We start from the raw sequence: 13,850 nt of genomic DNA on the forward strand, positions 1-13,850 counted from the left end.
ATTATGAATCGAAAGTTATGGGTAGTCGTAGGGCCACAAACTTCAGAAGTTCGTCGCATTGTAGTGTTAGAAGCTTTGAAAGCAGCCGCAGAAAAAGAGGCGATTGCGTTAGATCTAAGCTCTTTGGCAGAAGTGGGGCGGTTGCCACAATTTTCTCAAAATCCGACAGTAGATGATACTGTTTTATTGGTAGATCTCTCGGCTGATCAGGTGTCAGGATTGAAAGGAGAGTTGCAATCAGTCACTGCAGATGATGTCTTAGGGGATGCCGCAACAGTATTAACAAATGTAGTGGGGTCAGGGTCTACAGGAACCATTTCACTTGCTAAATCTCCCACTGCATCGGATATGGAGAGAGGAGAAGTGAGTCATTCAGGGCCAATTAAGATTGTGGCGATCACGTCTTGTCCAACAGGGATTGCGCATACTTTTATGGCGGCTGAGGGACTTATTAACTCGGCTAAAGCGATGGATATTGAGATGCGTGTAGAAACCCAAGGCTCAGTGGGAGCACAAGATGCATTAACGGCTCAAGAGATTCGGGATGCCGATATCGTGATGATTGCTGCAGACAGAGAAGTGGATCGTTCACGCTTTAATGGTAAGCGGGTCTTCTCATCAGGCACTAAAAAAGCAATTAGTAATGGTCAAGCCTTAATTGAGCAAGCACTTAAAGAAGCGAAGACCCAAAAAGGGGCAAGCAGTGATGCTGAAGATGATGTCATTGAAGATAGTGGAGAAAAAGCGAAATCAGCGGGTGTCTATAAGCATTTGATGAACGGGGTGTCATTCATGCTCCCCTTCGTGGTTGCCGGTGGATTGTTGATGGCGATTGCATTTGCAATTGGCGGGATTAATGTCGGCGAAGATGAGGGCTCGATTGGCTACTATCTCTTTACGATTGGTAGTAGTTATGGCTTAGCATTGATGGTGCCGGTATTAGCAGGTTACATTGCCTTCTCCATCGCTGATCGACCAGGACTTGCTCCAGGTATGATTGGGGGAATGTTAGCTGCGGCAACAGGTTCTGGGTTCTTAGGTGGGATTATTGCTGGTTTCGTGGCGGGTTATTTTGTTCGTTTTCTTATCAAATATCTCAAATTACCGCGTAATCTTGAAGGTTTAAAACCGATTCTGATTTTACCATTATTAGGCACGCTCTTTGTAGGTCTTATTATGGTCTATATTGTCGGTGAACCGGTGGCTTATATTCTACATGCCCTTGAAAATTGGTTGAAAGGAATGCAAGGCGCTGGTGGCTTCCTTGTGGGAGCATTAATCGGTGGGATGATGGCGGTTGATATGGGTGGACCTGTAAATAAAGCGGCATATGCAACATCAGCAGCACTCATAGGATCTGGCGTTTATGAGCCAATGGCAGCAGTAATGGCTGCGGGTATGGTACCCCCACTTGCTGCAGCGCTTGCAACTCGTCTCTATCGTAGTAAATTCACCAAAGATGAGTATGAATCAGGAGCGGCAACAGCTGTTTTAGGGCTCTCATTTATTAGTGAAGGAGCGATTCCTTTTGCAGCAAGAGATCCGTTACGTGTGATCCCATCTTTCGTGGTAGGAGCGGCAATTACGGGGGGTATCTCAATGATGCTCGGTTGTGAGTTAAGAGCACCTCATGGTGGGATCTTTGTACTCTTTATTCCGGGAGCTATTACCCATTTAATCGGTTATATTATTGCGATTATTGCAGGAACTGTGGCTTCAGCACTATTATTAGTCTTATTAAAAAGACGCGTAGAAGTTGTTGCGCCTGCAAAGTAATAATAACTGATTAACTCATTGATAGTGATGATATATCGCATATAGTCATCATATATTGATGATCAGTACTATTAGCGGTATATCTGATACAAAATACCCTCAAGATGAAAATCTGAGGGTATTTTTATGGGTATTGATAAACTCTTATTGTTCAGAGTAAGTTATTTCAAATCAAAACTGATTCAGTGCGGGATAGAAAAAGCGAGTCACCAGTAAAATCGAGCGCCCGCAAGCGAGTGATCTTCGGATCTCTCAGTATTAAGAACTATCATAATTGCCGGCATAAGATTGTGGAATAGCGATATCGTTCAGCGTAGAGAAATGCGCAATCTGCCGGCACGTGATTATGATAAGAATAAGGTCATTCTCCCCGGCGATGCGATAGCTTCTCTTAGTCATTTCAAATAGAAGCTATTTCAAAGCGGGAGGGGATGCTTGCAATTCCATACAATCGAGCGCCCGCAAGTGAGTAATCCTTAGTCTAAGCGTTTTTCCCGCTCTTCATCTTCTCGTTTATTAATCTGCCAATAGGCGCAGGCGAAGAAATCCTCTTTACCTTTTCCCATCTCTTGTCGAAGAAAGTCTCGAAGTTTTTTAACGGTATGATATTCGGCTGTAATATGACTAAAATTCGATTCCGGCAATTGTTTCCAGATTTCTATTCCACGAGATGCTAATTCACTGCCTTGTTCAGGGTGAGGGTTTACGAGCCATTGAAGTTGTAGATTTGCCGCTGTTTGATAATGATCAGAGTGAATATCTGCTTCACTTAATACTTCAGTGATGATTGTTACAGATGCTGATTGTGGGACTGTTGCGATTAACGATGAAACGGCGGGAATACCTGTCATATCAGTGATAAAGAGATAATGGTCTCGAGGTGGCAATACTTCTCGGTGAGCTAATTTCATCGCAAGTCCAACGGTGTCGCCGGCTTTTGCATTGAGTGCCCATTGGCAAGCAACTGAATCGCCTTCATGAATCGCAAAATCAACGGTTAAATGTTTCTTCCCAAGGTCAATGCCGCGATGGGTATAAGTACGTACAGTCGGGCGAAGGGATTCATCTTCAATTTCCCAGACTTTTAGGTCAGCATTATAGCTTGGCATTACTACTTGACGCATACCTTGGGGAGGAATAAAGAGTTTATTATTCACACCTAATGGTACTTCTGCGAAAGGGGCGATCTCTTCGCAGTGGAATGTTAGGCGTAAGTAGCCGGGTGTAATATAGTGCTTATCTACAAGTGAAACAGTTGTTCTATGAACTTTCATAAACTCATCCTTTAAATATTTAAACATCAGCGTGATGGTTCAATTTTGTGTAAAAGTTACCATAGATCGCTGAAATAGAGACTTTGCCAAAGTCTTAAAATTTATCTGTGAGCACTCTATTTTATGGATCTTATTTTCAAATGCAATAGATTATCATTTGCATTTATTGAAGGATCTTGAAGAACCTTTTTTATGAAGATGATTTTTCAGCGATCATGTTCTAATTTTTGAAAAGATTTGATGGTAAAGGTTCGCTTTTTGAATTATGAAAGCCTATTCTCACTATATTTTTTTAAAGTAATTTTTGTTCTATAAATTGGATTTCGATTTCAATGAATTCAACTTTAATTAAAATAGGATGATTGATCATGAGCGTTGTAGTTAAGCGATATTTTTATAGATTTATGTTAGGATGTTCAATTGCTATTTAGCTTGATCTTTAGACATATATTCAGTAAAATGCCCGAATCGTTTACCAGCGACCCCTAACGTTGATTTAAGCCAGTAATCTATGAGCGCCTAGCGCTTGCCGGTATTCTCGTTACCGGTGGATTGAATTGTTGGTCTTAGATTTTTTTGTTAGTGATTATTTATTTTGGAGTTTTCAATGAAAACATTTAGTGCAAAGCCTGCTGAAGTAACCCGTGAATGGTTTTTAATCGATGCAGAAGGAAAAACCCTCGGCCGTTTAGCGAGCGAAGTTGCAAGACGCTTACGTGGTAAGCATAAGCCTGAATTTACGCCACACGTAGATACAGGTGATTATATCGTTATTGTGAATGCGGATAAAATTCGTGTAAGCGGTAACAAGATGCAGCAAAAAATTTACTACAAGCATACTGGTTATGTTGGTCATTTAAAAGAAACGACACTTGAAAAGATGTTGCAAACTAAACCTACGAACGTAATTGAGTTTGCGGTAAAAGGTATGCTCCCTAAAAATGCTTTAGGAAGAGATATGCTTCGTAAGCTTAAAGTGTACGCAGGTCCTGAGCATGCGCATGCAGCACAGCAACCTAAAGTTTTAGACATCTAATTAAGAAGAGAGAATTTATTATGGCAGTTAACCAAAACTATGGTACTGGAAGACGTAAAAGATCAGCAGCAAGAGTCTTCTTACGCAAAGGTACAGGCAACATTATTGTAAATAACAAAGCAATTGATGAGTACTTCCCACGTGAAGTCACTCGCATGATCGTGCGTCAACCATTAGAGCTTTTAGAGTCTACAGATCAATTTGATGTGATCGTAACTGTAAAAGGTGGCGGTATGAGTGGTCAAGCTGGTGCAATTCGTCATGGTTTAACACGTGCATTAATCGAATATGATGAAGCAAATCGTGCGCCATTACGTAAAGCAGGTTTCGTAACTCGTGACCCACGTAGTGTTGAGCGTAAGAAAATCGGTCTTCGTGGTGCACGTCGTGCAACACAGTTCTCAAAACGTTAATTTCTATCGCTATTTTGAGTATGATAAAACAGATCAAAGCCTTTCTAGCGAAAGGCTTTTCTTTTTGGAATAACGGCGAGGAGCCAACGGCAATGGAGCCAACAATCTATTCGGCAGATACGCATCCTATCCGTAATCGCCAAATTTCAAAAAATTCGATGACAGTGATTCAACGATTGAATCGCGCTGGATTTAATGCTTATTTGGTAGGCGGCGGCGTTCGGGATCTACTGCTTGGTTTAGCGCCGAAAGATTTTGATATTGTCACTGATGCTCACCCGAATGAAATTCGTCGGTTATTTCGTAACAGCCGAATTATTGGTCGTCGCTTTCGTTTAGTGCATGTCCTATTTGGGCGTGAAGTGGTGGAAGTGGCAACTTTCCGTTCTAATGAAGTGGATGATCGCTCAAAGCATTATCAGACTAATCAAGAAGGATTTGTCACTCGTGATAATATCTATGGCGATATTGATGAAGATGCGATGCGCCGAGATTTTACCATCAATGCGCTCTTTTATGATGTACGTGATCAGACGATTATTGATTATTGCGGCGGCTTTGCTGATATGAAACAGCGGCAACTTCGTTTAATTGGGAATCCAACAGAGCGATTTTTAGAGGATCCTGTGCGAATTTTGCGAGCGATTCGTTTTGAGGCGAAACTTGGTTTTCAGATTGAGCCTGATCTATTAGCGCCGATTGCCGAACATCGTCAGTTACTTGAAAATGTCTCACCGGCAAGGATGTATGATGAAGTGCTTAAGCTCTTTTTAACGGGGCATGGTGAGGCATCTTATGAGCGATTAATGGCGCATCAGTTATTTGAGATTTTATTCCCTCTGACGTATAGAGCATTAGCGCAACAAGATTTTCCGGCACAACATCTGCTACGTCAATCGCTTCATAATTCTGATTTACGAGCGAAAGAGGGATTATCGAGCTCTCCTTACTTTGTGTATGGTTCTTTGTTGTGGGAGCCGTTTATTACCCGATTTAATGCATTAACAGCGCAAGGTGTGAAGTATCGAACAGCTTCTGAACAGGCCATTGATGAAGTCTTTAAAATTCAGCATCAGATTACAGTGATTCCACGTTATGTGCGCGAGTTTATTGAAGAATTGTGGGTGCTGCAATTTAGATTAGAAGCGAAAGTCATTCATCATCCTGAAAAGTTGATGGCAAATCCGCGTTTTAAAGCAGCTTATGACTTTTTACTACTTCGGGCTGAGGCGCAAGAGAGTGAATCGGTGATCGCGAGAGCAAACTATTGGAAAGGGCAATTTTCTGTATATGAGGCAACGCTCTTAGCGAATGAGCAACAACGTAATAGAGAAGAGCGCCGAGAGGTAAAGCAAGCGCTGAGAAATGTGGTGAAAGGGCAAGATGAGTCTGAGAATGCTAATAGTGCTTCTCAGAAAAAACGCCCCTCAAGACGCCGCTCTAGTAAACCAAAAGTCGGTAATAATGCTGGTGAAAATAAAACGGCTCTAGAACCGATCGCGAGTAATAATGGGGTAGAGGTTGAAACGAAGAAGAAACGTAAACGGCGCCCTCGCAAACGTTCAAAGACTCAGAGTGAGGCTGCTCAAGTCAATGAGCCCTAAGTGATATAGGTCTCTAATTGACAATCTAGTAGGATAAAGAAAAAGGTAGCAAAGGCTACCTTTTTCTTTGTCAACTCGAGCGACTTAAAAACCATTTTCCCTAAACCAAATTTACTATATTTTAAATATAATTCATCGGATTAACCGTTTGCCCTTGTGTGCGGATTTCAAAATAGAGTACTGTTCGGCCATCAAAGCTATTACCCATTGTTCCGATCTGTTCACCTTTCTTGACTTTACGGCCCTCTTTAACATTGATAGAGGAGAGATAGCCATAAGCAGAGTAGGTATTGGCATTGTGGCGAATAATAATGAGTTGGCCATAGCCAGAATTACCGGCACCTGCAAAGACAATTTCTCCATCATTAGCGGCTACAATCGGTTGGTGTAATGTGCCGGCAATCTGAATTCCTTTTTGTCCGGGAATATTGGGGTTATAAGTGCGAACGACATTTCCTGCAGTGGGTTTACGCCAATTTTTTACCGGTGTAGTGACTTTGTCTTTAGGTGCAGGAGACGCTGCCGGCGTTACGACAGTATTATTGCGTTTAGGAAGCGGTTGTGGATTAGCATTACTACTTGCAGCAGTGGAAGCTACAGGTACCTCACCAGCCTTGCCTTTGACAACTAATGTTTGCCCCGCTTTAATAAGATTGGGGTTAGAGATATTATTTAATTGTTGTAATTCTTTGACCGACATATTGTGTTGTTTAGCGATTTTGCTTAATGAATCACCGGGGCGCACAGTATACTCTCTTGTAGAGCTACAAGCTTGAACGATCAGAAGAGTGATCAGAAATAGTATTAGTCGTTTAAGGTACATAACTCTCTACTTTTATATCGCTGATAAAAAACCCTAAAAGGAAGGCGATCATTTTAACACCTTCAATCTTTTAGGGGGATTTTTTATTATAATAAATTTCTACCGAGGATTAATGTTACAGTTTATATCAATGAGATATGAAGGATAAGATATGAACAATAAGATATGGCTTAATAATTAATCTTAATCACTGTGACATTAATTCATCGATTTTTAATAACGGTACCTCATTACTCAATAGGATCGGTTGCACAGATTGCAGTGACATTGACAATGCGTCGAGCCGTAGCAATATTTGTTACAACATGTGCAGGTTTAGAGATTCCGGTAAGAATAGGGCCTACTGCAATACTATCAGTAATGGTGCGAACAAAGTTATAAGTCACATTTGCGGTATCAATATTGGCAAAGATAAAGAGATTTGCCATACCTTGAAGCTCTGAGTTAGGGAAATAAGCATTACGATAACGCTCCCAAAGTGCAAGGTCGGGTTGCATCTCACCTTCACACTCAAGTTCAGGTGCTTCTGCTTTAAGAATATTCAGAGTTTGCTGCATTTTCCGTGCAAACTTCGATTCCCGAGAGCCAAAGTTAGAGTGGGAAATTAAAGCCACTTTCGGCGTAATACCAAATCGTTCTACCACTTTCGCTGCCATTTGCGTAATATCTGCAAGCTCTTCAGCAGTTGGATCTTCATTAACATGAGTATCACAAAAGAAGAGAGGCCCTTTAGGTGAAAGAAGCATTGTAATCGCAGCCGCTTGTAGTGTACCTTTACGAAGCCCGATGGCATCGACAATGTGGTGAACATGGCGATGATATTGGCCTAAAATACCGCTGATCTGACCATCGATAACACCTAATTGTAAGAGCATGGCTGAGAGAAGATTGCCGCGGGTTTGCATTCTTTGGCGGGCAAGCTCCGGGGTAATTCCCTTGCGGCGCATCACTTCATAATATTTCTCTGCGCATTCATCGAGCATTGGCGGATTACGATAATCGATAATTTGAACATAGTCGCTCATAATATCTTTACTGATCTTATCGGTGGGCGCTAAAACTTTGGTTGGAAGATTGATCCCAAGTTCCTCAATGCGTTGTTGAATCACTTTCGGTTGGCCAATGAGAATAGGGTTCGCTAGACGATCTTGTTTGACAAGGTAAACCGCACGCAGAACACGCTCATCTTCACCTTCACAATAGGCGATTGTTCTCGCATTCTCTTTTGCTTGATTGAAGATAGGGCGCATTGCCATATTGGTCTTATTGAAATGCTCAGTAAGACGTTGGCGATACTCTTCAAAGTTGGTGATAGGACGTTGTGCAACGCCGGACTCCATTGCAGCTTTGGCAACGGCAATGGGAAGTTCAACGATTAAACGCGGGTCAAATGGCTTTGGAATAATGTAACTGCTTGAAAAACGCAGGTTTTCACCGGGATAAGCATGAAGTACTTCATCGGTTGGCTCTTTATGAGTCAACTCTGCAATCGCTTCAACGCATGCCATTTTCATATCTTCATTGATCTCTGTTGCACCACAATCGAGCGCCCCTCTGAAGAGGTAAGGGAAGCAGAGTACATTATTGATCTGATTTGGATAATCAGAGCGGCCGGTTGCAATAATGGCATCTTCTCGTACTGCATGTGCAAGCTCAGGACGAATTTCAGGCTCAGGGTTTGCAAGTGCAAAGATCAGCGGATGTGGCGCCATTTTAACGACCATTTCAGCTGTTAAAACGCGAGGTGCTGAAAGGCCGAGGAAGATGTCAGCATCTTCGATGACTTCACCTAGGGTTGTTTTATCTGTTTGTTGGATGAAAGCAGATTTATACTCATCTAAACTTTCAGGGGAACGAAGATGATTCACTACCCCATCACGATCGACGACGGTAATATGCTCTCTTTTGACGCCAAAGCGCATTAAAAGATTTAAACAGGAGATTGCCGCAGCACCAGCACCACTACAGACGACTTTCACATCTTCAATCCGCTTGTCGGTGAGTTTAAGTGCATTAATCACACCTGCAGCGGTAATGATTGCGGTGCCATGTTGATCATCATGAAAAACGGGGATATTCATCCGCTTTTTGAGTTCTTTTTCGATATAGAAACACTCAGGCGCTTTGATATCCTCGAGATTAATGCCGCCGAATGTGGGTTCAAGGCTTGCGACAATATCGATAAATTTATCGGGATCAAGCTCATCGACTTCAATGTCAAAAACATCAATATCGGAGAAGTTTTTAAAGAGAACGCCTTTACCTTCCATCACAGGTTTGCCGGCAAGGGGGCCAATATTACCTAAGCCTAAAACAGCAGTGCCATTACTGATGACGGCGACGAGATTGCCTTTAGCAGTATAATCTAATGCTGTTAATGGATCGTTTTGGATCTCTTCACAAGCATAGGCAACGCCAGGAGAGTAGGCTAAAGAGAGATCTTTTTGGTTGACAAGCGGTTTAGTGGCTTCAACCGATATTTTTCCAGGTCTAGGCTGTGCATGATAGCGAAGTGCTTCAATACGAAGATCTTCAGTTTTATTGTTGGGAGAATCCATATTTAGATCTATCCTTTGTACTGAAATATGAGGGAAATATTAGATACTAACAAGGATTTTATTGTGAATCTATAGATTCTGTTATAAAAAAGCATAATATCGGAGATAGTATTGGAAAATAGCTGTCTAAAATGTTTACAAAGGGCTCGCTAAAAATGAATAAAATAGGCAGAAATGCTAGACGCTCACCGGTGGATTGATTGTTGTACTGCTAATTGTTAAAAAGCGTGTCTATGATCTTCATAAGAATATTAAATGAATATTTAATAAGGACGATTTAGAGGATATTTGTTATACTAACCCGCAGTGAACAGCAGGGAAGAGTCTGGTTTAAACTGAGTTAATGGAAGAGAATCTATTCTACTCAAATTTGGAGGGTTTGAATGTCCGATCAAGATAAACAATTAGTGCTAAGAGCAAATACTTTCCCGTCGGTTGCAGATGGTTTAGATGCTTATATTAGTGCGATTAGTGATATTCCGACGCTCACAGCGGAAGAAGAGCAGGCTTTAGCGTATCGTTTACTTGAACATCAAGATCTCAATGCAGCGCAGACATTAATCTTGTCGCATCTAAAGTTTGTAGTGCATATTGCAAAGAACTATACGGGCTATGGCCTACCGCTGATTGATCTGATTCAAGAGGGAAATGTCGGCTTGATGAAAGCAGTCAAGCGTTTTGATCCTGCTTATAATGTAAGATTGATCTCTTTTGCTGTCTATTGGATTAAATCAGAAATCCATGAGTATGTGATTCGTAATTGGCGAATTGTGAAAGTCGCGACAACTAAAGCGCAACGTAAACTCTTCTTTAATCTCCGCTCCTCTAAAGAGAGCCTTGATTGGTTAACTGATCAGGAGGCTTCTGATATTGCCAAAGAACTCAATGTGAGTAAGGCTGAAGTAAAGAGAATGGAGATGCGACTTTTCTCTAACGATATTGCATTTGATCTTCCCGCTAATAGCAGTAGTGATGATGGTGATTTTAGCCCTTCTGATTGGCTTGCAAGCCATAATGCAGACCCATCGCAACAGGTTGAACGAGAGGATTATACACATTACGAGAATGAGAAGCTTAATACTGCGCTTGCAGAGCTAGATCCTCGGAGTAAAGATATAATTATGCAACGTTGGATGCAAGATGAAGATGAGGCACGCCCGACTTTAACAGAATTAGCGGATAAGTATGAAGTCTCCGCCGAAAGGATTCGACAAATTGAAAATCAGGCGATGAGTAAAATCAAAGACCTGTTAACTGTATAGGATACATTTTATAATTCATAAGACTCAGAGATTGTTTTCTGGGTCTTTTCTATTATTGGAGATAAATAACGATGACAGCCATTTCCCATATTCAAGAGAGCCTTGCCGTTAAAGAGAAAGTATTAACGCAATTGCCAGAGGTAATCGAGTCGACAGGTCATGTTTTAGTAGATGCTCTCAAAAATGGCCATAAGGTTTTAGTGTGTGGTAATGGGGGGTCTGCTGCAGATGCACAACATTTTGCCGCCGAGTTAATTAACCGTTTTGAAACAGAACGTGCCCCATTGCCGGCAATTGCATTAACGACAGATAGCTCTAATCTCACGTCGATCGCGAACGATTATAGTTATGAAGTTGTTTTCTCTAAGCAGGTTCAAGCATTAGGGCAATCAGGTGATGTGCTCATTGCAATTAGTACTAGTGGTAATTCAGTCAGTATTAATAATGCTGTAGAGGTGGCACTCGCCAAAGGAATGCACGTATTAGCCTTGACGGGAGAAACCGGTGGGAAGATGGCGGAGATTGTTTCGGATCATCTACATCTTGTGAAAATCCCAAGTCATAGAACCGCCCGAATTCAAGAGATGCATATTTTAGTGATCCATATTTGGTGTGCAATGATCGATCAGGCTTTCTAAATCATTTTCAATTTGAGATTTCTAACTCCTATTATGACTATCATGTCCACCATAAACACTGAGACGTAAACAATTATTACAGGTGAGTCAGATGAATATGATGAATAAAAGATGATAAAAGTCAGAGAGAAGGAAAAGATAATGGAATTTGAATGGAATTTGAATGGAACTTGGATGGAACTTGTGTAGCGCTCTATTAAGTAGTGATAAGATTAGGTGCAATAAAGAAAGCACAATAAAGAGAACTTAATATAAAGTAGACATGATATCAATCATAAATAGCTGTGTTTTATACGGATAGAGGATATGGTTGGTGAGAATAATTTAATGATATTTTGCCCTAAATGGTGAGTAAATATGATGAAGCGATTTTTGTTACTAGGTAGTGTTTTATGGGCTTTAGCGGGATGTGTTCCTGCCCTCATAGTGGGAGGTGTCGGCGCAACTGCTTTAGGCGTTAATGATCGGCGTACAGCAGGGCAGATTGTAGAAGATAATGCGATCACCGTAAAAGTACAAAGTAAAATTGGAGAGTTACCTGGTAGGATGCATGCCCATATTAGTATTTTAAGCTATAACGGCGTGGTCTTGATTTTAGGTGAGGTACCTACTCAACAGCTTGGGCTTGAGGTGGAGAAAGCCGTGCTTAATACTGAGCATGTGAAGGGGGTACATAATGAATTGATTGTGGCGCCTGAAGCCTCTATTGCAAGTATCTCTACTGATGCAATGATTACTGCTAAAGTAAAGGCGGCATTGGCTACAGAGATTACGCTAAAGGGTTTTAATGCTGCGAATGTGAAAGTGGAGACGTCCCGGCGTAAAGTCTACTTAATGGGGATTGTTAACGAAGCTGAAGCGAAAGAAGCGATTAATATTGTAAGACATGTAGAAGGGGTGGAAGAGGTTGTGCCCTTCTTTGATATTGTGAATCGACAATTCTATAATGTAAATTAGCACAAAGCTTTAATATAAGATTCTTTATGAAAACTGAACAAATGGAAATCGATTAACTACTTTGTAGTAAAATAGCGAGAATCATTATTCAGATGAATGACATTAAAAAGGTGAATGTAATGGTACAAAAGTATGATGCAATTATAATCGGTGGCGGATCGGGAGGTCTATCTTACGCGGAGCGTGCTGCAAGTTATGGTGTGAAATGCCTACTTATTGAAAAAGATAAGCTCGGCGGTACTTGTGTGAATGTTGGTTGTGTTCCCAAAAAAGTGATGTGGAATGCAGCCAATATTGCCCATACTTTCGATGATGCCAAGGGATACGGCTTTTCGTTTGAAGGCCCATCATTTTCATGGTCAACACTTAAAGCAAAACGTGATCAATATATTCACAATATCGTGAATTGGTATAATGAAAGCTATATGCCTAATGCTGGCGTTGATGTGATTCATGGTGCTGCAAAATTTGTAGATAATAAAACGGTGGAAGTCAATGGCGAGCAATATAGTGCCGAAACGATCGTTATCTCAACGGGAGGGTATCCGCTTCGTTTAGATGTACCTGGAACAGAGTATGGTATTACTTCTGATGAATTTTTTGACCTTGAAGAAGCACCAAAGCGCGTTGCTGTGGTGGGGGCAGGTTATATTGCCGTTGAATTAGCCCAATTATTATCGGCATTAGGAAGTAAAACAGAGCTCTTGTGCCGTGGTGATATGGTTCTTCGTCATTTTGATTCTTATATCACGGAGCATCTCTATGAGGAGTTGATGAAAGATGAGCATTTAACGCTTCATCCGCGCTCTAATGTACAAGAAGTGATCAAAAATGCAGATGGTTCATTAACCGTTCGTACAGAGCGTGAAACACTAGAGGTGGATCTTTTAGTCTGGGCGATTGGGCGTGGTTATAATACTCACAACATTGGTTTAGAGAATACCGATGTGCCGGTCAATCCGGATGGCACTATTACTGTTGATAAGTATCAAGCGACGAATGTTGAGGGTGTTTACGCATTAGGCGATATTATCGGTGGTAAATATCAATTAACGCCTGTTGCAATTGCCGCAGGGCGTCGTTTGGCTGATCGTCTGCATAATGGAATGACGGATCGGCATTTGGAGTATCACAATATTCCAAGTATTGTCTTCTCACATCCTCCGATTGGAACCACTGGTTTGACTGAAAAAGAGGCGATTGCTGAGTATGGGCAGGCTGCAATCACCTGTTATACTACTTCGTTTACAGCGATGTACTCTAGCTTTAGCGATAAACCTGTGAAAACAGCGATGAAGATGGTTTGTGCTGGCGAAGAGGAAAAAATTGTCGGTATTCATCTGATAGGCCCTTCTGTCGATGAGATGCTTCAAGGCTTTGCTGTTGCCGTAAAAATGGGCGCACGAAAACAAGATTTCGATGACACTGTAGCGCTTCATCCGACAGCTGCCGAAGAATTAGTAACGATGCGTTAATAAGACTAATAAATTTCAGATGAATTAAGAGTAG

At 41.4% G+C, this 13,850-nt stretch carries 11 protein-coding genes; 8 read left to right on the forward strand and 3 right to left on the reverse strand.

The genetic code is table 11. From position 1 onward, the window contains the following. Nucleotides 1–3: 3 nt before the first annotated feature. The gene (locus WMO13_RS00865) at nucleotides 4–1,776 is read left to right on the forward strand and encodes a PTS fructose transporter subunit IIC (protein WP_026879268.1); all 1,773 of its coding nucleotides are present in this window, start codon (nucleotides 4–6) and stop codon (nucleotides 1,774–1,776) included. A gap of 476 nt (nucleotides 1,777–2,252) precedes the next feature. Here the strand turns inward: WMO13_RS00865 and WMO13_RS00870 are convergent, their stop codons facing one another. After that, complete coding sequence (locus tag WMO13_RS00870; RefSeq protein ID WP_026879267.1) at nucleotides 2,253–3,050, reverse strand: siderophore-interacting protein; 798 nt, start codon at nucleotides 3,048–3,050, stop codon at nucleotides 2,253–2,255. Between the two features lie 607 nt (nucleotides 3,051–3,657). On the opposite strand from WMO13_RS00870, the gene rplM reads away from it, so the two are divergent. From rplM to pcnB, 3 genes are read left to right on the forward strand one after another with little or no spacing between them, the layout of a single operon-like run. After that, on the forward strand, nucleotides 3,658–4,086 hold the full coding sequence (gene rplM / locus WMO13_RS00875; RefSeq protein ID WP_026879266.1) for a 50S ribosomal protein L13: 429 nt from the start codon (nucleotides 3,658–3,660) through the stop codon (nucleotides 4,084–4,086). 20 nt (nucleotides 4,087–4,106) lie between these two features. After that, the gene (gene rpsI, locus WMO13_RS00880) at nucleotides 4,107–4,499 is read left to right on the forward strand and encodes a 30S ribosomal protein S9 (protein ID WP_026879265.1); all 393 of its coding nucleotides are present in this window, start codon (nucleotides 4,107–4,109) and stop codon (nucleotides 4,497–4,499) included. A 20-nt stretch (nucleotides 4,500–4,519) separates the two neighbouring features. After that, nucleotides 4,520–6,103: a polynucleotide adenylyltransferase PcnB gene (pcnB, locus tag WMO13_RS00885; protein ID WP_084331513.1), complete on the forward strand. Its 1,584-nt coding sequence runs from the start codon at nucleotides 4,520–4,522 to the stop codon at nucleotides 6,101–6,103. A gap of 121 nt (nucleotides 6,104–6,224) precedes the next feature. Here the strand turns inward: pcnB and WMO13_RS00890 are convergent, their stop codons facing one another. Both WMO13_RS00890 and WMO13_RS00895 read right to left on the reverse strand, forming a co-directional pair. After that, the gene (locus WMO13_RS00890) at nucleotides 6,225–6,848 is read right to left on the reverse strand and encodes a peptidoglycan DD-metalloendopeptidase family protein (protein ID WP_051396280.1); all 624 of its coding nucleotides are present in this window, start codon (nucleotides 6,846–6,848) and stop codon (nucleotides 6,225–6,227) included. 308 nt (nucleotides 6,849–7,156) lie between these two features. Further along, nucleotides 7,157–9,484, reverse strand: a complete 2,328-nt coding sequence (locus WMO13_RS00895) for an NADP-dependent malic enzyme (protein ID WP_026879263.1) — start codon at nucleotides 9,482–9,484, stop codon at nucleotides 7,157–7,159. Nucleotides 9,485–9,867: 383 nt separating this feature from the next. On the opposite strand from WMO13_RS00895, the gene rpoH reads away from it, so the two are divergent. From rpoH to gorA, 4 genes are all read left to right on the forward strand, one after another. Continuing rightward, nucleotides 9,868–10,746, forward strand: a complete 879-nt coding sequence (gene rpoH, locus WMO13_RS00900; protein WP_026879262.1) for an RNA polymerase sigma factor RpoH — start codon at nucleotides 9,868–9,870, stop codon at nucleotides 10,744–10,746. Between the two features lie 71 nt (nucleotides 10,747–10,817). Continuing rightward, on the forward strand, nucleotides 10,818–11,384 hold the full coding sequence (locus WMO13_RS00905; protein WP_026879261.1) for a D-sedoheptulose-7-phosphate isomerase: 567 nt from the start codon (nucleotides 10,818–10,820) through the stop codon (nucleotides 11,382–11,384). Between the two features lie 357 nt (nucleotides 11,385–11,741). Continuing rightward, entirely contained in the window at nucleotides 11,742–12,341 is a 600-nt protein-coding gene (locus WMO13_RS00910) for a BON domain-containing protein (protein ID WP_026879260.1), read from the forward strand. Between the two features lie 119 nt (nucleotides 12,342–12,460). Further along, entirely contained in the window at nucleotides 12,461–13,816 is a 1,356-nt protein-coding gene (gene gorA / locus WMO13_RS00915) for a glutathione-disulfide reductase (protein WP_026879259.1), read from the forward strand. The last annotated feature ends 34 nt before the right edge of the window (nucleotides 13,817–13,850 follow it).

Origin of the sequence: Ignatzschineria larvae DSM 13226, from assembly GCF_038500265.1 — a bacterium.
GTDB classification, from domain to species: domain Bacteria; phylum Pseudomonadota; class Gammaproteobacteria; order Cardiobacteriales; family Wohlfahrtiimonadaceae; genus Ignatzschineria; species Ignatzschineria larvae.